24 protein-coding genes and 2 pseudogenes are annotated in these 24,072 nt (G+C 70.7%); 15 read left to right on the top strand and 11 right to left on the bottom strand.

The window, feature by feature from the left end; all coding sequences use genetic code 11:
- The first annotated feature begins 144 nt into the window (after positions 1–144).
- The 4 genes from AB5J55_RS22140 to AB5J55_RS22125 all read left to right on the top strand — a co-directional run bounded on the left by AB5J55_RS22140 (position 145) and on the right by AB5J55_RS22125 (position 3,456).
- A complete protein-coding gene (locus AB5J55_RS22140; protein WP_369272338.1) occupies positions 145–612 on the top strand; it encodes a DUF5990 family protein in 468 nt (155 codons plus the stop codon).
- A 393-nt stretch (positions 613–1,005) separates the two neighbouring features.
- A complete protein-coding gene (locus AB5J55_RS22135) occupies positions 1,006–1,209 on the top strand; it encodes a cold-shock protein (protein ID WP_030600152.1) in 204 nt (67 codons plus the stop codon).
- A gap of 244 nt (positions 1,210–1,453) precedes the next feature.
- Positions 1,454–2,947: a DEAD/DEAH box helicase gene (locus AB5J55_RS22130; protein ID WP_369272337.1), complete on the top strand. Its 1,494-nt coding sequence runs from the start codon at positions 1,454–1,456 to the stop codon at positions 2,945–2,947.
- Between the two features lie 155 nt (positions 2,948–3,102).
- Entirely contained in the window at positions 3,103–3,456 is a 354-nt protein-coding gene (locus tag AB5J55_RS22125; protein WP_369272336.1) for a MerR family transcriptional regulator, read from the top strand.
- Between the two features lie 18 nt (positions 3,457–3,474).
- Here AB5J55_RS22125 and AB5J55_RS22120 read toward each other — a convergent pair whose 3' ends face one another.
- The gene (locus AB5J55_RS22120; protein ID WP_369272335.1) at positions 3,475–4,272 is read right to left on the bottom strand and encodes an aquaporin; all 798 of its coding nucleotides are present in this window, start codon (positions 4,270–4,272) and stop codon (positions 3,475–3,477) included.
- A gap of 37 nt (positions 4,273–4,309) precedes the next feature.
- Positions 4,310–4,624, bottom strand: coding sequence for an ArsR/SmtB family transcription factor (locus tag AB5J55_RS22115; RefSeq protein WP_369272334.1), 315 nt, complete (start codon positions 4,622–4,624; stop codon positions 4,310–4,312).
- 129 nt (positions 4,625–4,753) lie between these two features.
- Here AB5J55_RS22115 and AB5J55_RS22110 point away from each other — a divergent pair, with 129 nt between their 5' ends.
- From AB5J55_RS22110 to AB5J55_RS22100, 3 genes and pseudogenes are all read left to right on the top strand, one after another.
- The gene (locus AB5J55_RS22110) at positions 4,754–5,173 is read left to right on the top strand and encodes an arsenate reductase ArsC (protein ID WP_369272333.1); all 420 of its coding nucleotides are present in this window, start codon (positions 4,754–4,756) and stop codon (positions 5,171–5,173) included.
- A 13-nt stretch (positions 5,174–5,186) separates the two neighbouring features.
- Positions 5,187–5,674, top strand: a pseudogene (locus AB5J55_RS22105) (GAF and ANTAR domain-containing protein); the annotation flags it as partial.
- Between the two features lie 188 nt (positions 5,675–5,862).
- The gene (locus AB5J55_RS22100; protein ID WP_369272332.1) at positions 5,863–7,461 is read left to right on the top strand and encodes an alpha/beta hydrolase; all 1,599 of its coding nucleotides are present in this window, start codon (positions 5,863–5,865) and stop codon (positions 7,459–7,461) included.
- A 36-nt stretch (positions 7,462–7,497) separates the two neighbouring features.
- Here AB5J55_RS22100 and AB5J55_RS22095 read toward each other — a convergent pair whose 3' ends face one another.
- The gene (locus AB5J55_RS22095) at positions 7,498–8,085 is read right to left on the bottom strand and encodes a hypothetical protein (protein ID WP_369272331.1); all 588 of its coding nucleotides are present in this window, start codon (positions 8,083–8,085) and stop codon (positions 7,498–7,500) included.
- Between the two features lie 89 nt (positions 8,086–8,174).
- Here AB5J55_RS22095 and AB5J55_RS22090 point away from each other — a divergent pair.
- Positions 8,175–8,471, top strand: a pseudogene (locus AB5J55_RS22090) (L,D-transpeptidase); the annotation flags it as partial.
- A gap of 62 nt (positions 8,472–8,533) precedes the next feature.
- Here the strand turns inward: AB5J55_RS22090 and AB5J55_RS22085 are convergent.
- Both AB5J55_RS22085 and AB5J55_RS22080 read right to left on the bottom strand, forming a co-directional pair.
- Positions 8,534–9,118, bottom strand: coding sequence for an SRPBCC family protein (locus AB5J55_RS22085; RefSeq protein WP_369276260.1), 585 nt, complete (start codon positions 9,116–9,118; stop codon positions 8,534–8,536).
- A 123-nt stretch (positions 9,119–9,241) separates the two neighbouring features.
- Positions 9,242–10,273, bottom strand: coding sequence for a medium chain dehydrogenase/reductase family protein (locus AB5J55_RS22080; RefSeq protein ID WP_369272330.1), 1,032 nt, complete (start codon positions 10,271–10,273; stop codon positions 9,242–9,244).
- A gap of 152 nt (positions 10,274–10,425) precedes the next feature.
- On the opposite strand from AB5J55_RS22080, the gene AB5J55_RS22075 reads away from it, so the two are divergent.
- Positions 10,426–11,094, top strand: coding sequence for a TetR/AcrR family transcriptional regulator (locus tag AB5J55_RS22075; protein ID WP_369272329.1), 669 nt, complete (start codon positions 10,426–10,428; stop codon positions 11,092–11,094).
- Positions 11,095–11,282: 188 nt separating this feature from the next.
- Entirely contained in the window at positions 11,283–12,056 is a 774-nt protein-coding gene (locus AB5J55_RS22070; protein ID WP_369272328.1) for a polysaccharide deacetylase family protein, read from the top strand.
- A gap of 43 nt (positions 12,057–12,099) precedes the next feature.
- On the opposite strand, the gene AB5J55_RS22065 is transcribed toward AB5J55_RS22070, so the two are convergent.
- Positions 12,100–12,777: an HNH endonuclease family protein gene (locus AB5J55_RS22065; protein ID WP_369272327.1), complete on the bottom strand. Its 678-nt coding sequence runs from the start codon at positions 12,775–12,777 to the stop codon at positions 12,100–12,102.
- Positions 12,778–13,067: 290 nt separating this feature from the next.
- Here AB5J55_RS22065 and AB5J55_RS22060 point away from each other — a divergent pair, with 290 nt between their 5' ends.
- The 3 genes from AB5J55_RS22060 to AB5J55_RS22050 all read left to right on the top strand — a co-directional run bounded on the left by AB5J55_RS22060 (position 13,068) and on the right by AB5J55_RS22050 (position 16,600).
- Positions 13,068–13,490 carry an ATP-binding protein gene (locus AB5J55_RS22060; protein ID WP_369272326.1) on the top strand — a complete coding sequence of 141 codons (423 nt, stop codon included), beginning with the start codon at positions 13,068–13,070 and terminating at the stop codon, positions 13,488–13,490.
- A gap of 238 nt (positions 13,491–13,728) precedes the next feature.
- The gene (locus AB5J55_RS22055; protein WP_369276259.1) at positions 13,729–14,529 is read left to right on the top strand and encodes a hypothetical protein; all 801 of its coding nucleotides are present in this window, start codon (positions 13,729–13,731) and stop codon (positions 14,527–14,529) included.
- Between the two features lie 100 nt (positions 14,530–14,629).
- Positions 14,630–16,600 carry a protein-arginine deiminase domain-containing protein gene (locus tag AB5J55_RS22050; RefSeq protein WP_369272325.1) on the top strand — a complete coding sequence of 657 codons (1,971 nt, stop codon included), beginning with the start codon at positions 14,630–14,632 and terminating at the stop codon, positions 16,598–16,600.
- A 95-nt stretch (positions 16,601–16,695) separates the two neighbouring features.
- Here the strand turns inward: AB5J55_RS22050 and AB5J55_RS22045 are convergent, their stop codons facing one another.
- Together AB5J55_RS22045 and AB5J55_RS22040 are read right to left on the bottom strand one after the other, a co-directional pair.
- The gene (locus AB5J55_RS22045; protein WP_369272324.1) at positions 16,696–17,475 is read right to left on the bottom strand and encodes a hypothetical protein; all 780 of its coding nucleotides are present in this window, start codon (positions 17,473–17,475) and stop codon (positions 16,696–16,698) included.
- Positions 17,465–17,980 (bottom strand): SigE family RNA polymerase sigma factor, encoded by a 516-nt coding sequence (locus AB5J55_RS22040; RefSeq protein WP_369272323.1) that lies wholly within the window; start codon positions 17,978–17,980, stop codon positions 17,465–17,467. Before AB5J55_RS22040 ends, AB5J55_RS22045 begins: the two co-directional genes overlap by 11 nt.
- A gap of 243 nt (positions 17,981–18,223) precedes the next feature.
- On the opposite strand from AB5J55_RS22040, the gene AB5J55_RS22035 reads away from it, so the two are divergent.
- On the top strand, positions 18,224–19,294 hold the full coding sequence (locus AB5J55_RS22035) for a sigma factor-like helix-turn-helix DNA-binding protein (RefSeq protein ID WP_369272322.1): 1,071 nt from the start codon (positions 18,224–18,226) through the stop codon (positions 19,292–19,294).
- Positions 19,291–21,054, top strand: a complete 1,764-nt coding sequence (locus AB5J55_RS22030; RefSeq protein WP_369272321.1) for a transglycosylase domain-containing protein — start codon at positions 19,291–19,293, stop codon at positions 21,052–21,054. Before AB5J55_RS22035 ends, AB5J55_RS22030 begins: the two co-directional genes overlap by 4 nt.
- Before the next feature lie 107 nt (positions 21,055–21,161).
- On the opposite strand, the gene AB5J55_RS22025 is transcribed toward AB5J55_RS22030, so the two are convergent.
- The 3 genes from AB5J55_RS22025 to AB5J55_RS22015 all read right to left on the bottom strand — a co-directional run bounded on the left by AB5J55_RS22025 (position 21,162) and on the right by AB5J55_RS22015 (position 23,922).
- Complete coding sequence (locus AB5J55_RS22025; protein WP_369272320.1) at positions 21,162–21,890, bottom strand: DUF4232 domain-containing protein; 729 nt, start codon at positions 21,888–21,890, stop codon at positions 21,162–21,164.
- A 230-nt stretch (positions 21,891–22,120) separates the two neighbouring features.
- Complete coding sequence (locus AB5J55_RS22020) at positions 22,121–23,248, bottom strand: CU044_5270 family protein (RefSeq protein WP_369272319.1); 1,128 nt, start codon at positions 23,246–23,248, stop codon at positions 22,121–22,123.
- Positions 23,245–23,922, bottom strand: coding sequence for an RNA polymerase sigma factor (locus AB5J55_RS22015; protein ID WP_369272318.1), 678 nt, complete (start codon positions 23,920–23,922; stop codon positions 23,245–23,247). Before AB5J55_RS22015 ends, AB5J55_RS22020 begins: the two co-directional genes overlap by 4 nt.
- Positions 23,923–24,072 lie beyond the last annotated feature (150 nt).

The following is a 24,072-nucleotide window of genomic DNA, read 5'->3' as shown; positions in this document are numbered from 1 at the left end:
GTGAGGGCGGCCCGCAACGAGATGTTCATGAGCCGCATTCCTCGACGTCGAGGGCGGCGCCGGGGCCGGCCCAGGACCGGTCGGCCATGTCGGCTGCGGGTCTCGGCTGACCCCTTCGCGGACGATGGCGAGATGATGGCCGCCATGCGCATCCGCATCGACGCCGTCGACCTGCCCGGCCTCACCCGCCCCCCGAGTGTGGACGGCACAGTCCCCGCCTACGGCAACATCCACGTCGCCGTGCAACGCCGCGACCGTCCGGCCGAACTCCTCGAGCCGCAGCCCGGCGATGCGCCGTCCGCGACGTGGACCCTGGAGTGCACCGCGAGCGCCTCGCCGGCCGGCATCGAGATCAAAGGCCCGTACGTGCAGGACCGGCTGGGCCGAAGGTTCATCTACCTGTCGTGGGGCACGGTCGACGACTCGGGCACCTTCACGATGTTCCGCCGGGCCAAGCTCATGCTCGACGTCGTCCCCGCCGACGTACTCGCCGCCGCCGCACGCGACGGGCTGCTCGTCGGACGCCTCGGCCTGACCGACGCGCAGGGCGGGCCCTTGTGCGCACGCGTCGAGCCCCCTCACATCACCTGGACCGCCGCACGCGCCGGCTAGGAGCGACTCCGGGCCGATGTGACCTTCATCGCGGTCGTCGGGTCTCGGCGCGTTCTCCGTCGTCCCGTCCGTTGAGGGCGACGGCAGTGGCGCATGGCCCATCGACGGAGGTCACGGCGCTGTGGCCGGAAGCGTTCGGCAGGAACACTACATCCGCGCGGACCAATATCTGTATCCGTGATGTGAGAAATAGGTGCGGCACACCGCGAGTATTCCCCGACCGCCGACCCGATCGGGACTATTGATCGCTCGGGGCCGATCGCGTCATGCTAACGTCGATCTCAGTTGCAGGTGTGGTTGCCAGAGGGTTCATTTTCCGACGGGTTGATCAGCACGGCGACGCGGAATCCGCACAAGGCGAATTCCGAACATCGTCTCCGAAGGAGAAATGACATGGCTACTGGCACCGTGAAGTGGTTCAACGCGGAAAAGGGCTTCGGCTTCATCGAGCAGGACGGCGGCGGCCCCGACGTCTTCGCCCACTACTCGAACATCGCCACCCAGGGCTTCCGCGAGCTGCAGGAAGGTCAGAAGGTGTCCTTCGACATCGCCCAGGGCCAGAAGGGCCCGACGGCGGAGAACATCGTTCCCGCCTGACACCGGCAGCAACGCATACTTCGCAGCTGGGGCCCGCACCTTGGGGTGCGGGCCCCAGCTCGCTGCATTTCAGGGCGCGCGACGGGATGGCCCCACCACATCACCCAAGGGTGACGTATTCCCCCGTCGATACGACTCGGCGCCCATCGTCTCCGGCTCGTTCTCGCGATTCCCTGCGCAGTTCATTTTGCTGCGGAAATTCCTTGCTACGTGCCTACGTGCTCACATCGAGGAAGGGTTCCGCTTGAACCGCGCACGCACCGCCCGCACGACCCGTGCCAATGACCGCTCCCGGGGTTCCGCCGCCAGGCACTCGGGGGCTCCCCGTCGTGCCAAGGGCAACGATCGCCGACAGACCTCACCGCAGGGCGAGTTCGCGCTGCCGGTGACGGTCACGCCCGCGCTGCCCGCCGTCGAGTCGTTCGCCGACCTCGACCTGCCGGCGCCGTTGCTGGCCGCACTCGGTCACGAGGGCGTGACCGTACCGTTCCCCATCCAGGGGGCGACCCTTCCGAACTCTCTCGCCGGGCGCGACGTGCTCGGCCGCGGCCGTACCGGGTCGGGCAAGACCCTCGCCTTCGGCCTGGCCATGCTGGCCCGGACAGCGGGTCGGCGCGCCGAGCCTCGGCAGCCGCTGGCCCTGGTCCTCGTACCCACCCGCGAGCTGGCCCAGCAGGTCACCGACGCACTCACCCCCTACGCCCGCTCGGCGAGTCTTCGGCTGGCCACCGTGGTCGGCGGGATGTCCATCGGCAGGCAGGCAGGTGCACTGCGCGCCGGCGCGGAGGTCGTCGTCGCGACTCCGGGGCGGCTCAAGGACCTCATCGGCCGTGGCGACTGCCGGCTGGACGACGTCGCCATCACCGTCCTCGACGAGGCCGACCAGATGGCCGACATGGGCTTCATGCCGCAGGTCACCGCCCTGCTCGACCAGGTGCGCCCCGAAGGGCAGCGCATGCTCTTCTCGGCCACGCTGGACCGCAACGTCGACCGGCTCGTCCGCCGCTACCTGACCGACCCGGTGGTCCACTCCGTCGACCCGTCCGCGGGTGCGGTCACCACGATGGAACACCACGTACTCCACGTGCACGAAGCGGACAAGCACCGGACGACCACCGAGATCGCGGCACGAGACGGCCGGGTGATCATGTTTCTGGACACCAAGCACGCCGTCGACCGGCTCACCAAGCACCTGCTGAACAGCGGCATCCGCGCCGCGGCCCTGCACGGCGGCAAGTCCCAGCCGCAGCGCACGCGGACCCTCGCCCAGTTCAAGACCGGGCATGTGTCGGTACTGGTGGCGACCAACGTCGCCGCGCGCGGGATCCACGTGGACAACCTCGACCTGGTCGTCAACGTCGATCCCCCCACCGACCACAAGGACTACCTGCATCGCGGCGGCCGTACCGCCCGTGCCGGAGAGTCCGGCACCGTCGTCACCCTGGTGACCCCCGACCAGCGCCGCAGCATGAACCGGCTGATGGCCGCAGCCGCCATCACCCCTCGGATCACCCCGGTACGTTCGGGTGAGGCGGAACTGAGCCGCATCACCGGCGCCCAGGCCCCGTCCGGTGTTCCCGTCGTCATCACCGCGCCCGTCGCGGAACGCCCCCGCCGCGCCGCGTCTTCGGCGGCCCCCTCGTCCCGAGGTCGCCGCGACCGCGCCGCCCAGGGGCGCGCCACCGGACGAGCGGGGCGACGCAGGGCGCAGCGGACCTCCTTCGACTCGGCTGCCTAGAGGCATCGATCAGAAGCTCGTCCGGGCCGAACTCGCCCACTCCCGCTGATCCGCCTCGTCTCGGCCGACTCGAAGGCCGATGGTGTTGAATCTCCCTTGGGGCCCTGGTGCCGTACGGCACCGGGGCCCCTCGACGCGTTGCACAACGAGGTGACATGACAGCAGACATCCCGCTCAGTGATCGTCTGGACGACGACGATTACCCCGCATACACGATGGGACGGGCCGCCGAGATGCTCGGCACCTCCCCGGCTTTCCTCCGAGCCCTCGGTGAGGCTCGTCTGATCACTCCGCTGCGCTCGGAGGGCGGACACCGCCGGTACTCCCGCTACCAACTGCGGATCGCGGCGCGCGCCCGCGAGCTCGTCGACAAGGGCACCCCGATCGAGGCTGCTTGCCGCATCGTCATCCTTGAGGACCAGCTCGAGGAAGCTCAGCGGATCAACGCCGAGTACCGCCGCCGTGCCGAGCAAGAAGCGCCCGGCAGTTCTCGTCCCGGTGCCAGCTGATCGCGTGGTTCACACGCGTCACTCGGCCGCTTTCCGGCCGGGCATGAAAATGAGGGCGGCCAGCGCCAAGCCGACCACGGTGCCGAGGAGTTGCATGCCGATGAAGCCCGCGACCGAGCCCGGGGCGATGCCGGCGAAGGTGTCGGTGAAGGCGCGGCCGATGGTCACGGCCGGGTTGGCGAAGGACGTGGACGAGGTGAACCAGTACGCGGCTCCGATGTAGGAGGCGACCGCGACGGGGGCGTGGCGGAGGCGGTCGGTGCGGGCCAGGCCGAAGATCAGCAGGATCAGCCCGGCCGTCGCGACGATCTCGCCCAGGAGCAGGTGTCCGGCCGAGCGGTCGTGGGTGGACCACTTCACCAGCGGTTCGCCGAACATCGCGTCGGCCAGGATCGCGCCCGCGATGGCGCCGACGATCTGCGTGGGGACGTAGGCAGCGGCCTCCCGCAACGTCACGCCGGGGCCGCCGCGGCGGGCGGTCCACCACTCGGCGAGGGTGACGGCGGGGTTGAAGTGCGCGCCGGACACCGGGCCGAGCAGCAGGATCAGCACACCCAGGCCGAAGACGGTGGCCGTGGAGTTCGCGAGGAGTTGCAGGCCGACGTCCTCGGTGAGTTGGGTTGCCTGGATGCCGGAGCCGACCACCACCGTCACGAGGGCTGCGGTGCCGACCAGTTCGGCCGCGGCCCGGGCGAGCAGCGGCGGTGCCTGGGGCGGGGTGGCGCCCGGGGCGGGCTGCGGCTCGGCCCCGGCCGCGTTCGGGGCTGTCGGGGATTTTTCGGCCCGGTCGTGCTCGGCAGCCTCGGTGGCGGTCAACTGGACTCCTCGGTGCAGGTCGCCGCAGGGGCGGGGGTCAGGGGCAGGACCGCTTGACGTTGTTCTCGGCGGTGGTGCGCGCGGTCTTCGCCAGGTCGGCGAACTGGCCCGCGAGGGAGGCGATGACGTCGGGCCTGAGCCGGTAGTAGGTGAACCGGCCGCACGGCTCGGTCTCCACGACCCCGGCCTCGCGCAGCACCTTCAGGTGGTTGGAGAGGTTGGTCTGTCTGGCGCCCGTCTCCTCGATCAGGTGGGTGGTGCAGAGCGTCTCCTCGGCGAGCAGGGTGACGATCCGGAGGCGCAGCGGGTCGGCGAGAACCCGCAACAGATCAGTGTCGACTGACGTCAGCATGGACTGATAATCTCACATCACGCCAGGCTGATACCACCCTGGGCTGATCCTTGGGTCACCGACCCCGAGTGCGACACCTGAACCTACCCCCGGCGCAACCCTCTTGATCCACTTACGAAGGAAGAACCGATGTCCTCCAGCCCGCTCGCCTCCGTGCTGTTCGTCTGCGTCCACAACGCCGGGCGCTCCCAGATGGCCGCCGGATTCCTCAGCCACCTCGCGGGCGACCGGATCGAGGTCCGCTCCGCCGGCTCCCTCCCCGGCGACCAGGTCAACCCGGCCGCCGTCGCCGCCATGGACGAGGTCGGCATCGACATCTCCGCGGCCCAGCCGAAGGTCCTCACCACCGAGGCCGTCCAGGCGTCCGACTACGTCATCACCATGGGCTGCGGCGACGCCTGCCCGATCTTCCCCGGCAAGAAGTACCTGGACTGGGCCCTGGAAGACCCGGCGGGCAAGGGCGTCGAGGCCGTCCGCCCCATCCGCGACGAGATCCACAAGCGCATCGAGGCCCTGATCACCGAGATCGACGCCACGCAGGAGGCGTGAGAGGCGTGAGACCCGGTGCCGTCTCGGCGAGAGGCCGTGCTTCGAAGCCGCCGCTTACAGCTCTCAGGGCGAGCGAGTCTTCCGCATCGCGATCTCACCGCGCTGCACCAGCGCTGGCCGGCCTTCGCGCCTCAGGCCCATGCGCTCGGCGTGGGCAGCATGATGGGCTTTCTGTTGTTCACCGACGATGAGGAATTCGGCGCGCTGAACCTCTACTCCCGCAAGCCCGGCGCCTTCCCCGAGGACAGCGAGACGGCCGGTTTGCTGCTCGCTTCCCATGCCGCGGTCGCCTTCTCCAGCGCCCGCACCCACGCCCGGATGGAACGCGCCGCCGCCACCCGCCACATCATCGGCGAGGCCATGGGCATCCTCATCGGCGCCCACGAGCTCACCGAACAGGAAGCCTTCGACGTGCTGCGCCGCTACTCGCAGGAGAGCAACATCAAGCTTCGCGAGATAGCCCGCCGTGTGTGCGAACAGGGCACCCTGGGACGACCGTAGGCCGGCAGAAGGGCGATTGAGCCGGATGTCGCGGAGCGAATCCTGGTTGTCCGACTCCGGGACCATCCGTCGCCCTCTCTGTCCATCCACGGTCTGAGAAACCTTGCCTCCTTGATGGATTCGCCCCAACTCCCTCAGCCGAAAGGGTTGGTCCGACCCGTACACACAACGGCAAGGACCTCCCCCACGTGCGAAACAGTCGAATAGCTTGCTTCCTGGCGGCCAGTGGCGTCGCCGCCCTGGTTCCCGCGCTCGCGCCGGCCACGGCATCCGCCGCGGCCGCCCCCTCCACCGCGGCGAACCCCATGAGCCGGTACCTTCAGCAGAAGCCGGCCTGGCACCGCTGTGACAGAGAGACGCCGGCGACCTTCCAGTGCGCCACCATCAAGGTGCCGCTCGACTACAGCCGCCCCAGCGGCAAGAAGCTCGACCTGGCGATATCGAGGCTGAAGACGAGCACCAAGCAGGAGCGCCGCGGTGTGCTCCTGCTCAACCCGGGCGGACCCGGCGGTCCGGGCGTCGACATGCCGCAGTTCATGGCGAGTGAGCTGCCGAAGAGTGTGAAGGCGAAGTACGACCTCGTGGGGTTCGACCCGCGAGGGATCGGCCAGAGCTCCCCCGTCAGCTGCGGTCTGACGCCCGAGCAGGCGAACTCGGAACGGCCGTACAAGGCCGCGACGTTCGCCAAGGACGTGACGTGGGCCCGGACCGTCGCCGAGAAGTGCGACGCCAAGCAGGGCGACAAGCTGCGGCACATCACCACCCGCAACACCGCGCGGGACATGGACGTGATCCGGGCCGTGCTCGGCGAGAAGAAGATCTCCTACCTGGGTTACTCGTACGGGACCTACCTCGGCGCGGTCTACACGCAGATGTTCCCCAAGCGCTCCGACCGTTTCGTGCTGGACAGCGCCGTCGACCCGGCCCGGGTCTGGCGCGGCATGATCCAGATCTGGGCGGAGGGCACCGAGCCCGCCTTCACCCGGTGGACCGAGTGGACCGCCCAGCGGAACTCCACGTACAAACTGGGGAAGACGCCCGAGGCGGTCCGCAAGACCTTCTACGACCTGGTCGCCCAGGCCGACCGGAAGCCGATCGACCTCGACGGCACCAAGCTGACCGGTGACGACATCCGCTCCGGCAGCCGGGCCACGTTCTTCAGTGTGCGTGACGCAGCCGAGTCGGTCGTCGAGCTGAAGAAGGCCGCCGAGGGCCGGCCCACCTCCGGTGGCCAGGAGGGCAAGAGGCTCTCGCCGCAGCCGCCTTCGTTCGCCCGTGCCGTGCCCGAGGACAACGGCGACGCCGGCTTCTGGTCCGTCGTCTGCGCCGACACCCGCAACTGGCCGCGCGATCCCGGGCAGTACCGCGCCGACGCGATCCGGGACAAGGCCAAGTACCCGCTGTACGGCGACTTCGTGTCCAACATCAAGCCGTGCGCCTTCTGGAAGAAGAACGGCTCCGAACCCGCCACCACGATCGACAACAAGGTCGGCGCGCTGATCCTCCAGAACGAGTGGGATTCCCAGACCCCGTTGGCCAGTGGGCAGGGCCTGCGACGGGTCATGAAGGGCTCGAAGATGGTCACGGTCCTCGGAGGTGTCGGACACGGCATCTACGGCTCCAAGTCGTGCGCCGACAAGCCGGCCACGGCCTACCTGACCACCGGAAAGCTGCCGGTGAAGGACGTGACCTGCAAGGCCGCTCCGGAAGCGCGCGAGCGCGCCGGCGACAACCCGCTCCCGCTGCCGACGCCTCGGGGTCTTTCGGGGATGGTCAGCCGTTTCTGAACCCGGGACAAGGTGACGACCACGTGGGGCCCTCCGTCAGCGGCGGGCCCCACGAGTACCCGTGCCGGCGAGGGCGAGCCCGCAGGTGCCGGACCTCGATGCCCCGTCCTGCCCCGTCAGCTGCACGGCGACCTCGCCGCCGGCGTCCTGGCTGTAGGCGATCGTGCAGGTCAGCTGACGTAGCGCAGGGCTGGAAAGGCCCCTCAGGGCAAAGGGCAGGCGGATCGCGACCTTGCCGCCCGGCAAGACGTCGACCTCGACGGTCGCACCGGGGCGGGCGGCCGGGAGGGAGGTGCTCAGGCCCGCGTCTCGGTCCTCGTCCCGCGGACCGCCGAGCAATGCCAGGACGACCTTCTCCGTGGGCACCGGGCCCGCCGTTTCACTGAGGTTGTGCTCTTCGGCCGAGGGCTCGGTCGTCCGGATGACGGGGGTCAGCGCTCCGTCGGGGGAACGGAAGAAGAGCAGCATGTCGTCGTCGCGGTTGAGGAAGGCCTGGAAGCTGGCGGGGCCGCCCGCCTCGATGACATCGGTCTCCTGGATACCGCAGCCGCCGAGCAGCGGTACGGTCGCCGCGAAGGCGAGGGCGACGGGTGCCGCGTTTCGGCGCGTCCGCGCACGCCTCATCCGCCGGCCTCCTCCGCGTGGAGCGGTATCTCGACGGTGAAGACGGCGCCGCCCCCGGGCCGGTTCCCCGCGTGGATCGTTCCGCCGTGGTGGGCCTGGGCGACGCCTACGACAAGATGGTCGACCACTCGATGCGGCTGACCTGGTCGGGCATGTACGCGCACGCCGCCCCGTGGAACGCCCGCTACTTCGGCAACTCCAACCAGAGTTCCGGGTGCATAGGAATGAGCGACGCGAACGCGGCCTGGTTCTACGGGCAGGTGCGCCCGGGCGACCCGTTCGAGATCACCGGCAAGGACACCAAGGGCGAGGTCGCGCCCGGCAACGGGTTCGGCGCGTGGAACCTCTCGTGGTCCGAGTGGCAGGAGAAGAGCGCGCTGCGCTGAGACATGGCTAGCTGAGACACGGCTTGAGGCCCAGGTCAGAGACTGGGCCCGCTTGCCGTACGTCACGCTTCGGCGGCGGCCTCGAGGTCGCGCAGCCACGCTTCGAGTCCCGCGCCGAGGGCCTCGGTGGCGGTGGGCACATCCGCTTCGACCTGGTCGCCGGTCCAGGTCTCCTCGGTGTGGACGTGTACGCCGCCCTTGACCTTCTTGAAGGTCCACAGGTGGACGCCCTCGTCGATGCGCAGTCCCTCACCGATCGCGGGTCCGCTCCACAGGATGCAGTTGTGGCGCCGGAGTTCCTGGACGGTGGAGGTGATGTCGAGTGTGGTGGCGGGGGTCGTGGGGGTGGCGGGCGCGGGGGTCGTCCAGCGGAACTGCGAACCCGCCTTCAGACGGCCGTGGTCGAGACGTTCGGCGGTGAGCACGGGGGCCTGCCAGGACGGCCAGCGTTCGACGTCGGTCTGGAGCTTCCAGATGGTGCTCAGGGGGGCCTTGATGAAGACGTCGGACTCGTAGCGGATGACGGCGTTCTTGTCGACGCCGCGACCGCCGCACTGGGACGTGCGGCTGTGCGGGGTCGCCTGGGCGGCCGGGACGGTGGCGGCGAGGACGCCGGTGACGGCGAGTGCGACCGTGACCGCGGCCATGACGCCCCGGTGCCGACGCGGCTGCTGAGCGGGGGCGTTGGACGGGCTGATGCTGAACATGGGGTTCCTCTCGATGGTTTGGCTGGTCGGTCGGTGTGAGCGGGCCGGGCACTCAAAGGCTTGCTACGGGTTCAGGACGACCTTCCCGGCGACGGTGCCCGACTCGGCCAGCCGCAGGGCGTCGGCGATGCGGGTGAGGGGCAGCTGCGCGGCGATCTGGGCACTGACCTCGCCGCGCTGGAGTGCGGCGAAGACCTGGGTGAGATCGGCGCGGAGGCGGGACCGGAACCGGTTCTTGGCCAGGGCCCGGCCGGCCCAGACGTTGAAGAAGTACGCGCGGCGGCGGTTGGGCAGGGCGTTCCACAGCCACACCCGGCCGAGCAGCTTCAGGACGGGCATCTGCTTGGAGCCCTCGTCGTCCCGGGTGGAGGCGCTGCCGTACGAGACGAGCGTGCCGCCGGGGGCGAGGAGGCGCCAGGAGTCGACGATGCCGCTGCCGCCGACGTGGTCGAAGACGGCGTCCACCCCGTGCGGGGCGAGTTCGCGGATCCGTGCGGCGACGTCGTCGGCGCGGTAGTCGACGGGGGCGACTCCCCGTTCCCGCAGGGCGTCGTGGTGGCGGGCGGACGCCGTGCCGATCACCCGCGCGCCCGCGGCCTGGGCGAGCTGCACCAGGACCGATCCGACGCCGCCGTTGGCGCCGTGCACCACGACGGTGTGTCCCGCACGGACTCGGGCCTTGCGGTGCAGCATCTGCCAGGCGGTGATGCCGTTGACGACGAGGGTCTCCGCCTCCGCCGCGGCGATCCCGTCCGGCACGGGCACCACGTCCGCCGCGTCGACGACCACGTGGCTGGCCCAGCCGCCGACCTTGACCAGCGCGGCGACCCGGGTGCCGGCCAGGTCCGGCTCGACCCCCTCGCCGGTCGTCGCCACCGTGCCCACGAGGTCGTAGCCGGGCACGAACGGGAAGGCCGGCTGGTCGTAGTAGCGGCCACGCCGCATCTGCTGCTCGGCGAAGGAGACGCCGGTCGCCTCCATCCGGATCACGACCTGGCCCGGGCCCGCCGAGGGGACGGCTCCGCGCCGGATCCGAAGCCCCTCGGGCTCGACCTTGCCCGGCAGAACGACCTCTACGAGAGCTTCTGCGTCCATGGTGACCTCCACTGCGTTCCTGATCTGGTTATGTGCTTTCGTGTTCGTTATAGGTTCTAACTCATCGCACCGCGGAGAGTCAATAGCTTCAGTGATAACCTCTAACAAGACGTTGCGGATGGAGCGCAGCGGTGCGGAAAGGTGGCAGGTCAGTGACGGAACAGGGCACGACGACCCCGCGCGAGCGCTACCGCGCCCAGGTGCGTACGGAGATCAAGCAGCGCGCGTGGGAGCAGATCGCCACGGCGGGCGCGTCCGCGCTCTCCCTCAACGCGATCGCCAAGCAGATGGGCATGAGCGGTCCCGCGCTGTACCGGTATTTCAGCGGCCGTGACGAGCTGATCACCGAGCTCGTGAGAGACGCGTACCGAAGCCTCGCCGACACCTTCCGCGCGGCCTGGGAAGCCGACGCCGACCTGACCGGGCTGGCGCACGCCTTGCGGAGCTGGGCCCTGGAGGACCCCCACCGATACTTCCTCATCTACGGCACGCCCGTCCCCGGCTACCACGCGCCCGACGACACCACAGCGATCTCCTCCGAGATCATGGCGACCATCCTGGACGCCTGTGCCGCGCTGCCCACGGAGATGCCCTCGGCCAGTCCGGCGACGCCGTTCGACGCGCACCTGGAAGGCCACCGGGACTGGGCGGGCGGCCATCCCGCCCCGCCCGCGGCCCTCCACCGGGCCCTGGCCTTCTGGAGCCGGCTGCACGGCGTCCTGTCCCTGGAACTCGCCGGCCAGTTCTCCGGTATGGGATTCGACCCCGCGCAGCTCTTCGCCGCCGAACTGGACGACCTGGTCGGCGCCCCGACGAAGTGAAAGCTGAGCCGCCGGCCCTGTCCGACTCGCCGCCGCTGCGGTCCCCTGCTCGCCGGGTTGTCCGCGAACTCCCCCGAGATTGTCCGTGATCGGTAACGGACGCATCCCCTGGCCGCCGCCTCCCGTCCTGCCATGTGGTCACAAGGTGACCGGGCATCGGCGAGGAACTGCGCGAAGGCGGGGCGGACATGGCACGGCACAGCGGCGGGCGGGGCTGGTACGGCAAGCTGGTCGGGGCGGCGCTCGGGGTGACGGTGCTCGCCACCGGCGCCTCACTGTGGACCGCGCAGGCCGATGCCGTGGGGGCCTCGTCGCCGAAGGCGTCCGCGCCGGCCAAGCCGGGCAGTGACGTCAAGGCCGTCGCGGAGACCATCGTGCACGCCTCGGACAAGGGGGCGCGCGGCGTCAACATCACCATCGACGACGGCCCCGACCCCGTGTGGACCCCTCAAGTGCTCGACGTGCTGCGGGAGTACGGGGTGAAGGCCACGTTCTGCATGGTGGGGACGCAGGCGCAGGCCCACCCGGACCTCGTGAAGAAGGTGGTCGCGGCCGGGCACCTGCTGTGCAACCACTCGGTGTCGCACGACACCACCATGGACAGGCAGTCCGAGGCCTACCAGTCGCAGCAGATCCTCGACGCCGAACGCATGATCACCAAGGCGTCCGGGGGCGTACGGCCGGTGTACTACCGGGCGCCCGGCGGTGCCTTCACCCCCTACAGCCGCAAGCTCGCCGCCTCCCGGGGCATGCGCCCGCTGGGCTGGAACGTGGACAGCAAGGACTTCGAACGGCCGGGCACGGACGCCATGGTCGCCACCGTCGAGCGAGAGCTGCCCAACGGGCCGACGATCCTCTTCCACGACGCGGGCGGCGACCGTTCCCAGACCGTGGCGGCCCTGCGCCGGATCCTCCCGTGGCTCCAGGAGCAGGGCTACTCCTGCGGCTTTCCGGTGCGTTGAGCGGATCTGGGCCCCGCCCCACTGACGGGGCGGGACCGCAGTGTCACGGCGCGGGCTCGTAGGTCACCGTCGTGCCGGGGCACGCTTGCGCGTGCTGGGTGAGTGCTTCGAGTTCGGCGGCGTCGGCGGTCAGGCCCCAGCGGAGCTTGGTCGCGATCCACTCCGCGGTGTAGCGGCACGCGACCTCGACGGCCGGCGGCAGCCACTCGGCCGGGTCCTGGTCGGACTTGCTGCGGTTCGAGGCCGCGGACACGGCGACGAGAGAAGGGTTGACGGCCAGATCGTTGGCGTACGCCTCACGCCGCTCGGCGCTCCATTGGGACGCTCCGGAGTCCCAGGCCTCGGCGAGCGGCACCATGTGGTCGACGTCCAGGGCGGAGGCCGAGGTGAGCCACCTGGCGTCGTAGTACGACCACCAGCGACCGCCGGAGAGCTTGCAGCCGGGGAGGATCTGAGGCTGGTCGACCGCTTCGGCGAGCAGCACTTCCGCTCGGGTGTTGCAGCCGTCGGTGGGGTTCTGGCCGGCGTTCCAGTGCTTGAAGCTCGTGCGCTGATAGCCGTCCCGCACCTCTGCGGCGAGGGGGATGAGGTGGACCGAGGTCGCCATCGGGAGCGTGTACGTCTCGGCGGGACGGTGCTGCGCATGGGCGGGCGTGGGGGCTGCGAGGGGCACGACGAAGAGGGCGGCCGCAAGGACGGCTCGCCTGAGGTTCTTGATCACGCATCGCAGAATTGACCGTGCATCACTCTTTCGAGGGGTTCGACTCGAACGGATGAGCCATGTGGAGGCTTCAGTTCGCCGGACAGGTGTGCTGACAGGCACCCGATGGGGGAATGCCGTCACAAGGTTGGTGAAGGTCGCTGATTCCGGGGACGGTTCCAGGTTGCCGATCAGCCGCCGCGGGCATCACCACCGGACGGGACCGGCCGCGGGGGACAGGGTGTGGCCCCGGTGCACACGGCGGTTGCGGCCGAGCGCGCCGGCAGTCCCAGGGAGGGAGTTGAGCACTCATGCGTGCCCACAAGGGTGGTGCCCGAAAGCACACCGCACGCGCCGAGTATCTGCTGCCGTGCACCGTCGCCTCGGCCGGGCGGGCCCGCCGGCTGACGTCCGCCTTTCTCACCCGGACGCATTCCCGCATCGCCGCCGTCGGGGCCGAGCAGGTGGCCGACGCCACGCTCATAGCGTCCGAGCTGGTCGCCAACGCGGTACGGCACGGACGCACCGGCTGCCGGCTGCGGCTGCAGGTGGGCGCGGGCCGCGTGACCGTGGAGGTGCACGACGACGCCCCGGGCCGGCCACGCGCGCGTGCCGGACATGTCGACGACGAGAGCGGACGCGGCCTGGCCATCGTGCAGGCACTCACCGAGCGCTTCGACGTCGCGGTGCCGGTGACCGGCGGGAAGACCGTCCGGGCGGTGCTGGCCGTCTGAGACGGCACCCGGCGCGGATGGCCACCACAGGACGTGGCCGCTCTCAAGGCGGCGCGGCGGCGAACGCCGTCCACAGCCGATGTGTTGCTCTGTCACGGCCGTGCCACGGGGGCGTCCTGAAGGGCAGACGGGCGTGACCTGCGGGCTCGTGGGCTCCTCATAGTCGGTACAGAGCGGGAAACCGGCGGAGAACGCCGCCGGCGCCCCGCTGTCGCCGCCTCGGAAGGAACCTCCCGTGATGAACCGCCACCTGCGCAACACCGTCGTCGCCGCCGCCGCGATCACCGCCGGGCTGCTGATGACGGCGTGCCAGAACGGCTCCGACGACAACGCGGCCGGCAAGAGCGGGACGGGCGCGACGGCGGTCGGGGAGAAGGCGTCGGACTCCAAGGCGTCCAAGGGATCCAAGGACTCCCAGGGCTCTCAGGGCTCTCAGGGCTCTCAGGGCTCCACGAACTCCAAGGGCGTCAGCGGCTCGTTCACGGACGGCAAGGTCACCTATCTCGCCCCGGGCAAGTACATCGTGTCCGTGCCGGGCAAGGAGGACCAGCAGTTCCTGGTCGCCGACGGCACCGACGTCTACGGCGCCGGCACGGTCTGCGGCGAGGCCGGGGCCGAGGTGGACGCGCCGTGCACCCTGGACCAGCTGGAGGCGGCCACCAAGAAGGCCGCCGTGAGCGCCGACGTGAGGATGACGAACGGCATCGCGACCCTGGTGACCGAGCGGCGCGCCGCCCGGCAGGACGCCGGCTCCGACTCCAAGGGCGTCAACGGAACCTGGTTCGGCAACGTCTCCTATCTGGCGCCCGGCAAGTACACGGTCTCCGACATGAAGGGCGTCGAGCAGCAGTTCTTCATCGCCGAGGACACCGAGATACGGGGCTACGACGACATCTGCGACGCGGTGAACACGGGTGCGGGCGGCGAGGGCGGCACCGAGTGCACCGAGGCCGAACTGGAGGCGGCCGCCAAGAAGGGCTTCAGCGCCGAGGTCGTGATCAGCAACGGCGTCGCCACCAGCATCCGCGACGACCACTGACGTCGTCGGACCCAGATAGTAAGTCTCGCCTCACAGTGAACGCACAGTGCACGGTTCCTCCTCTTATACGGCGACACCCACCAACTGAGAGGAACGCGCCGTGCGTTCACGTTCACCGATACGCATACGCCCGTACCCCGCCGGCTCTCTGGTCCTCGCTCTCGCCGCCGCTGGATCCGTGCTGGCGGGGCCGGCCCACGCGGCCCCCTTCGCCGGACCGGCCGGCGTCGCCGATCTGCGCGCGGATGTGAACCGCGACGGGCGGGTCGATGTCACCGGCGGTACCGACACGCACCGTGAGGACCGCTGGGCGGTCGAGCGCGGGGCCGTGTACCTGCCCAACATCGACGACGACACCAAGCGGTGTCCCGTCACCGGCCCGGGTGGCAGACCGTTGTCCGACGCCGAGCTGGCCGCGTGCAACGACGGAACGGACAAGAAGGTCAACGGCAGTGCGGACGCCGCCGACCTCGCCAGGGTCCGTTCCGTGCCCATGCCCGACGTCCCGGCGAGCGCCAAGGGCAGCCTGAAGATCACGACGGGCGGCGAGCACACGCGCCTCTTCCTCAAGCGGGCCGGCGCCTGGGTCCTGGTGACGTCCGGGACCCGGCTGACCGCGGCCGAGCTGCGTTCCGGCGTGGAGTTCGGCGTCGAGGCCACCGACGTCGTCCGGGACAGCGCCAAGTGGGACGGCCGGGCGGTGATCCGGCTGACGGTGACGGCCGGGCAGACGTCCACCTCCGACGCCGTCACCCTGCGCGTCGCGCCGCTGCTGACCCAGCATCACCTGCAGAACACCCAGCAGGTGATGGTGTCCAAGGTCCAGGGTGAGGGCCCGGACAGCCGCCTTCAGCGAGAGTTCGTCAGCGCGCTCGACAAGGAGGTCAAGAAGGCCGGGATCACCACCCCGCTGGTCACCTTCGAGAAGTACGCCGACCGCTGGGCCCAGGACTTCGTCGAACCGGCCTACGTCAGCATGACCGGGCCGGGCGGCAAGCGGCAGGTGATGCGCGTGATGCTGCGCTCCGCCCAGCCGGACCGGGACGCCGGGCGGGAACTGTTCGAGAAGGTCCGCGGCCGGGACATCGGCGTCGTGCAGGTGACCGACCGGGCGGAACCCGACGACTGGTCGCTCAACTCCATGGGCAACCTGGAGACCATCCCGCCCTACTCGCACGGCGGGCGCTCGTTCCCGGCCGGCCGCATCATCATGGGCGAGCGCAAGGACAGCGGGGCGCGCCCGTCGAAGGTGATGCGCACCATGCTCAAGTCGCAGGGTCTGCAGGACCCGTTGCTGCTGGACACCTCCTGGCTGGGCGTCGGGCACGTCGACGAGTTCGTACAGTTCCTGCCCGCCGACACCCCGCGCGGCTGGCGCATCGGCGTCGCCGACCCGCAGGCGGGGCTGCGGCTGCTGCGCGACGCCAAGCGCGACGGCCACGGCACGACGAAGATGTTCTCCGTCCCGGGACGCGCCGACACCCCGGCTCCGAAGGAGACCATCGACCAGGCGCTCGCCTCCCGGCACCTGGTGGCCGACAACGAGATGGCGGCGCGGCGCATCGCGGCCAACCTGGAGATCCTGAAGCGCGAGACGGGCGTCACCGACGGCGAGATCGTGCGTGTGCCCGCGCTGTACACCCGTGATTCGGAGGCTCTGACCACCGATGGCCAGGAGGTTCCCGTACCGCGTCTGACGCGCATGGGCGCCGGCTCCGACCTCGTGGACGGCCTCAAGGACAACGGCCAGCAGAAGTGGCTCGCCGAGAACCCGGCCGCCCCGCGTGCGGCGGCCCCGGCGACGGTGACGACCAGCGCGTACGTTCCCGGGGCGGTCAACGGGGTCCTCCTGGGCCGCGACCGCTACCTCGCTCCGCGCCAGTGGGGGCCCGTCGTCAACGGCAAGGACATCTTCACGGAAGCGGTGACCGCCGTGTACCAGAAGGTCGGCATGAAGGTGTCGTACATCGACGACTGGTACACGTACCACCTCGGCATGGGCGAGGTGCACTGCGGCACCAACACCCTGCGCGACGCGTCGGCCGCGTGGTGGCGACCCTCGCGCGGGTGACGGTCAGCGGGTGGCCGGTACCCGACCCCGCCCGGAACCGGCCCGGCCGTCACCTACGGCCGGGCCGGTTCGGGCGCGCCTGGTGACTCTCCCCCTCACCGGGCAACGTCGGATGGGTAGGCCGTGCCCCGCTCAAGCACCGCCCCTTCCCCTACCCCCACCTCTCCCTCCGGCACCGACACAGCAGCCGAAGGATCGGCCGTCGAGGTCGAGGTCGGGGTCTGTGTCGCCCCTGTGGTCACCGAGATGTGTTCGCCCACGCCGACCCGGGCGTAGAACGACTTGGCGTCCTCGGGGCCGAGGGCGATCAGGCTGCCGCCGACGCGGAAGCCGGTCAGGGACTTGAGCTGTGAGGTGAAGGAGCCGACGTAGAGCGGCTGGTCGCTGCCGTCGCGCAGTTCGACCACGTACGGGACGTCCACCACCGCGCGGTCCTTGGAAGGGATGTCGACGGGCAGGTCTCTCTGCTCCTGCTTCGTGACCACCGTCATCGAGATCGTCGGGGTGACCGGGGCATCGCGTGCCGACTCCCAGAGGATCGGCATCGGTCGGCCGCCGAAGGTGAGGGTGCGCCCGGACAGGTCGAGGGTGCCGGAGACGGGCTCCGGGGTGGCCGGGGATGGGAGGGAGGGCTCGGCCGGGGTTGCGGCCGGGGGGCGGGGCCGGTCCGGGTGGTCCGGGGTCCCGCCGAGGTGGAGCGTGAGAGCGACGGCCAGTGCGGTGAGGCCGGCGGTTCCCGCACCCAGGGTCGCCGCGACCCGGCGGCGGCGTCGGCGGCGCAGCGCCCGGCCGCGGATCTCGGCGCCGGCAGCGGCCGGCTGGGTCGCCTCGGCGGCGGCCAACTCACGCAGTGCGGCAGAGAGTTCATCGGACACGGCCGCTCTCCTTCCGGACCGGCTCGTCGGCCCCGTCCTCCGCGAGGCGCTCCGCCAGCGCGGCCCGCCCCCGCGCCAGCCTCGCCTTGACCGTCCCCACGGGCGCGCCGGTCTCGGAGGCTACCTGCTGCACGGTCAGATCGCACAAATGGTGCAGGACGATCGCCATCCGCTGCGCCTCGGGCAGTTCGCGCAGGGCCGCTACGAGCGCGGTGTGCTCAGGGCCCGGCCCCGGCGTGGAGTCGGCCGGCGGGGTGCGCCGCACCAGTTCCAGCCAGCGCTTCGCCCGCCGCCAGCGGCTCACCGCCAGCCGCATGGCCACCGTGCGGATCCACGCCTCGGGGGCACTGTCCGCCAGGAACTGCCTGCGCCGGTCCCAGGCCCGTACGAACGCTTCCTGTACGACGTCCTGGGCCTCGCCGTGATCTCCGGTGAAGGCGTAGAGCTGACCGGTCAGCCGGGGGAACGCGGCCGCGTAGAAGGCGTCGAACTCGTCCTCGGTCATGCCCCCCACCCCCAACTCCTGCCGGAATCCGTGCTCTTTCCGTTTCCTTGCAACCCGGCCGCCCCGCCTGTGCGTACAGGTCCCGTAGGTCCCACTGGATCGCGTAGGTCGCATCCAGTGAAGCGCAACCCATCAGGAAGACGGTGCACGGGGGTTTCAGGCTCCCTTTTCCTCAGCGGTGTTGGGCACCTGCGCACCCGGCCACGCGCCACGACCGAGTCCCCGAGCCGAAGGACCCCCCACGTGCCACCCAGCCACGCCGTACTCCCCGCCGGCCATGACTTCGCCACCTACGCCCGGACGCACTGGTCCCGGCTGGTCGTGACCGCGCGGCTGCTCACCGACGACGCCGGTGCGGCGCAGGAGTTGGTGCGGAGAACGCTGGTGCGGATGTGCGCGCGGTGGCGGGGGGTTCCGCGCGACGACGTGGACTTCCATGTACGGCGCTGTCTGGTGCAGAGCCATCTGCGCCCGCTGCGCGGGAGGCGGGCCGCTCGCCGGCGGACGGTTCTGGTGCTGCGGATCTGGGAGGGGCTGGCGGACGCGGAGATCGCCCAGTTGCTGGGCTGCTCCGTGGGTGCGGTCCGTGCGCATGCCCGGCACGGGTTGAGGGAGGCCGGCGAGGAACCCGTGCGGCTGCGGGAGAGGTACGCCCGTGCCGTCGAGGACCTCGTCCCGTCCGAGGTGCCGCTGGCCGACCTCCGGACACAGGGCCGTGTCCGGCGGCGGCGCAGGCTCGCGGTGACCTCCACCGCTTGCGTGGCGCTGCTCACGCCGGTCACGGTCGCCCTCCTCAGCGTCGACCAACTCGGGGGCGGTGCGCGGGACGGAGTGTCCGGAGCCCGGGCCGAGCGTTCGGCGACGAGCCCGATCCGGGTCGTGGCGCCGGGCGAGCGGGTGACCGTCGGGCCGGGGGTACAGGTGTGGCTCACGGCCGACGGTGGGCACTGGTCGGTGCCCGATGCCCTCCCACAGGACGACAACCACCTCTCCGCCGACGGACCGGACGGCGCGGCGGCCGTCTCCGTGCGGGCGGACGCCGTACAGGGCGGCTTCTTCCTGTCGGGCCTGGTCCGCGGCCTGCGCGACGAGCCGAGCCGCGTCGAGGTGAGAACCGGCGACGGCACCACCACGGCGAAGGTCCTCGTCCTGGCGGGCAGTCCCGGATGGGGCGTCTGGTACGCGCCCGCGCCGCTGCCCGGGGAGGACGTGAAGGCGCTTCTCTCCCTCGGCGGGGACGAGCGGATCGTCACCGTGTACGACGCCGCGGGCAAGGTCGCCGCACGGTCCGACCGCGAATGGTGGCGGATATGAACACGGCACGCTGGCTGGAGAAGAGCAGGAAAAGGCTCGGGAAGTCGAGCAGGCCCGCGACGCCCCGGCACCGCGAACGCGTGCCCCTGCGGGTCCGGTTCCGCCGCACCCGGGGCCGGCGACTGCGCCGACTGCTCTACGCCTTCCTCGCGCTGATCGCCACGCTCTGCGCGGCGGCCGTCGTGGCGTACCACTTGACGACCATTCCGAAGCCGCACCCCGAGACCGTCACCCAGAGCACCGTGTTCCTCGACGCGGACGGGGCCTATCTGGGCCGGCGCGGACCGGTCGACCGGCAGGACGTCCCGCTGTCGGCGGTCCCCCGGCATGTGCAGGACGCGGTGATCGCGGCGGAGAACCGCTCCTTCCGCACGGACAAGGGCATTTCGCCGCGGGCCATCGCGCGGGCCGCGCTGGCGACGCTGACGGGCGGCGAGCCGCAGGGCGGTTCCACCATCACCCAGCAGTACGTGAAGAACGCGCTGCTGAGCCCGGAACGTTCGCTGACCCGCAAGGCGCGCGAGGCGCTCATCGCGATCAAGCTGGACCGCACCCGCGGCAAGGACGAGATCCTGGAGGGCTATCTCAACACCGTGTACTTCGGCCGGGGCGCCGCCGGGATCCAGTCCGCGGCGCGCAACTACTTCGGCGTGGACGCGAAGAACCTGACGGTCGCGCAGGGCGCGGCGATCGCGTCCATCGTCAACATCCCCTCGTACTACGAGAAGGCGGGCTCCGATCCGAAGGTGACCGCGAAGCTCCGCGACCGCTGGGAGTGGGTGCTCGACGCGATGGCGGCGAGCAAGAGCATCACGGCGGAGCAGCGGGCGGCGGCGCGTTTCCCGGCGTTCCGCTTCTATCCGCCGGGCGAGACCGAGGGGCAGCGGCAGTATCTGATCGATGTCGCCGCGAAGGAGGCCGCCGACCGGCTCGGCATCACCGAGGACCAGCTGGCGCGCGGCGGCTACAACGTGACGACCACCTTCGACCTGGCACTCCAGGACACCGCCACGCAACGGGTCGCCGAGCATCCCGGCGGCAAGGACGGGGTGCGGTTGCACACCGCGGTCGTGGGGATGGTGCCGGGCGACGGAGCGGTACGGCTGCTGTACGGGGGTTCGGACTACGCGCGCCAGCCCTTCAACGACGCGGTGAGCGGGGCGGTGGAGGCGGGGACGGCATTGGACCCGTTCACCGAGCTGGTGCGGGCGGACGAGCCACTGCGCGCCCTGCTCAGGACACCGGCGCCGACTCCGCTGAACATGGCGTCGGCCTACGCGACGGTCGCGGCGAACGGTGAGTACGCCACCCCGTACACCGTCGCGCGCATCACCCGGGCGGGCCGTACGGTCTACAAGGCGCAGCCGGATGTACGCCAGGCGCTGGACGAGAAGGAAGCCGTGGTGGCGGGCGCGATGACCGGGACCGGGCCGGTCCCCGCGGGCGTCCGCCCGGCGGAGACGAACGGGTTCACCACCGAGGGGGCAGGTGGCGGAACCGCCCGGCGGACCGTGTGGACCACCGGCTACGACAGCCGGCTCACCCTGACAGTCGCACTGTTCGCCGACCGGGCCGGCAGCAAGAAGGGCACGACGGCACCCGCCCGGCTGCCGAACGAGCCGCCGCCGACCGAGTTCGCGGAGAGCGTGGCGAGGGCGATCTGGAGTGCCGCCACGAAGGGGGACCCGGGAGGCGCCGAGAAGGAGGATGCGGTCGGGCAGCCCTCCTCGGTGCCTACATCGGTACCTTCATCGGGGTGAGCGGCGGACGGGCGCCCCGGGTGCTCGACGGAGGATGGCGCGCGGTCTGCGCCGGCAGGTATTGCCCGGCCATCGACGGACCCCGGCCGCCGGTTGGATCCCGGACGTCACCAGACGATGGCGTCCTCCATCTCCTGCTGCCAGTACGTGACCTTGAGCGAGTCGTCGACGTACACGCCCTTGGCGGGCAGCGACGGCTGAGCGCCCGTGCCGACGCTCCCGTTGCCGGAGCGGCCCTGGAAGTAGACGGACAGGGACTTCACGGTGTGGCCGTTGGTGCCGCTGCCGTCGGCTGCCGAGAGGTTCACGGAGGCGTAGCCGGACTCGCCCGGCTGGAGCGTGACGACTGCCTGGGGCTGCGAGTCCTCGATGACCGGCGGCACGGACTGGGCCTCGCCGAAGCGGACGGCCGGGTAGCCGTAGAGGTAGCAGGTCTTGCTGCCGGTGTTGGTCACCGTGAGCAGCATGTGGTTCAGGGGGCGGCTCAGCGGGGCGGCGACCGTCTTGGTGTTGGAGCCCTCGCAGGTGACCGGCTTGGCGGAGGAGGAGGGCGCCTTCGACGTGGGGGTGCGCGCCGCGGTGCCCGAACCGTTGGTGGAGGCCTTGTTGCCCGAGGAGCCCGCGGAGTTCGAGGAGTTCGAGGAGGAGTCGGAGCCGGTGTCCGGACCCGGGGTGCCGGAGGACTGGCTCGTGCTCGTGGAGGGCTGCGCCTTCGCCGAGGCACCCTCGTCCTTGAGGCCCGATCCGTTGCTGCAGGCGCCCAGGGAGAGCGTGGCGAGGACTGCGGTCGCGGCGGCGCCGGCCAGGCGGATGCGGGAGGTGCGGAGCTTCGACATGTGGCTGTGCCCTTCGTGTTCCGGTGGGTGGTGACTGGATGACCGAAGCTTGTGCGGTGATCCGTCCCAGCGGCCACGGATGACGGGCAGTTGGGGACGCCGGAACGCTGGAACGCGCTCTGAGCAGGGAGAATGCGGCCGCCCTGGAACGCTCTTCCGGGACACGAGGGCTCTCGCAACGACCCCTTTTCCGAGGTTCGTTGCGAGAGCTCAGGGTTTCGTGGGTCGAGTCAGCCCGCCTGCGACGGGGTCTGCTTCATGCCGTCGACGACGGCCCGGTTGATGACCGCGCTCGTGTAGAGCACCGTGCCGGGCTTGATCAGAGCGGACTCGCCGGTGGCCTTCCGGACCTGGACGCTGCGATCGCCGAGGAAGACATGGGTCTTCTTGTCGAAGATCCATTCCTCGCGCTGACCGCTGGTCTCGTCGAGCCGGGCCACCGCCACGCCGTGCCGGCCCACCGCGTCCACGGCGTCGTTCACGACGACGACGCCCGGGATCTTCTCGGCGGCCTTGAACAGCGCCGAGTAGAGCTCCGCCGGCGGGTAGCTCTCGCCGAGCAGGTCCCCGATCGTGGTGAACGCCTGCTGGTCGGGCGAGTTGCCCATCCCCTCCGTCTCCTTGTAGATCTTGGCCAGCAGTGCGTCGGGGTCGGTCGTGAGCTTGGCGAGGTAGTCGTACGACGGAGCGTTCAGGTACGCCTCGCGCTCATTGCCCTGCTCGTCGGGGAGGCTCAGGGTCTCGCCCTCGGGGCTGTCGTTGACCGCGGGGTCGATCAGCCAGCCCTTGGTGCCGTCGGCGGACATCCACACCTGCCGGCGGTGCAGCGGGTGGCTGGCCAGGCTGCTCTCGTCGCCGACGGTCCTGACGAAGGTGTCGGCCGTCCTGGACTCGACGTAGACGTACTGGCCGGGCTTGACGGTCGGGTGGGACACGTCGGCCGCAGCCAGCGAGATCCGGTCGAGCAGTTGCGGAACGCCTTCGGTGGTCGCGGCGCCGAGCTGCGTGGTCAGGGCCGGTCCCGTCGCGAGGGCGCCGTCCTGGGCTCCGTCGTCGCCGCCCGCGGCTCCGCCACTGCCGGACACCGCGAAACCGGCGACGACCATGCCGGCCACAGCGGCCGCCATGGCGGGCAGCACGATCGCCGGACGCGGCAGCCGGAACCGTCGTACCTTCGCGGGCGCTTCGTGCGCTCCCGTCGCCGTGTGCTCGTCCCGCTGCATGTCGTGGATCTGGGCCATCAGGCGCTCCCTGTGGAACTCGTGACGGCCCACCGGCAGGTCACGCGCCGTCCGGGACAGGAGCTCTGCGCTCTCATCCCGCTCTGCCGGGTGCTGCCGGGACGTGTTCGCGTTCATCGGTTTCCTTCCTGTGCGGGCCGTATCGCGTTTGAGTGATCGCCTCTTATCTGTCGGCCGAGCAGGCCGCCTTCCCGTTTCCCAGGAACTTTCCTGTCCTGCCTGCCGGTTGCGGGCGGAACGGCTGCGGCGACAGGGCGCTCCGACTCCGCCTCCGCCAGCACACGCAGTTTCTTGCGGGCCCGGGAGAGCCGGGAGGCCACCGTTCCGACCGGGATCCCCAGCGCCTCGGCCGCGGCCTCGTAGTCCAGGCCCTCCCCCAGGCAGAGCGTGATGACCTCGCGCTCCGGTCTGCGCAGCGCGGCGAGCGCGGTGAGGGCCGTCGCGAGGCGCCGTCGGTCGTCGACCCGGTCGGCCACCTCGTCGGCGTGGTCGGCCACCGACAGCTCGGCCGCCGCGGCCGCGGTGGCCGCCGCCCGGTAGCGCCGGTTGCTCCGGTACTGGTTGCGCGCCGTGTTGGTGGCGATGCCCAGCAGCCAGGGCCGCAGGGAGCCGCCCTCCGGCTCGACCCTGTCGCGCAGCCGCCATGCCTCCAGGAAGGTCGCCGCCATCACGTCCTCGGCCACCGACCAGTCGGCGGTCAGCCGGAAGGCATGGTTGTAGACCGCGCGCGAGTAGCTGTCGAAGAGCTCAGCGAACGCGCTCGACTCCCCGGCCCGTACCCGGGTACGCATATGAGTGCTCACCTCAATGAGCTGTCCGGCACCCCACACCGACTTCCCGTGACCTGCATCACACTCGGTGGCCCTACGCCGGCGAACGAACACGCCGCATGCTCTCACCCGGCCGATCGGACCGGGAGCCCTGGCCGGTCGGACCGGAGA

Origin of the sequence: Streptomyces sp. R11 (assembly GCF_041051905.1) — a bacterium.
In the GTDB taxonomy this organism is placed as follows: domain Bacteria; phylum Actinomycetota; class Actinomycetes; order Streptomycetales; family Streptomycetaceae; genus Streptomyces.
This window is presented reverse-complemented; position numbering and strand designations above follow the sequence as displayed.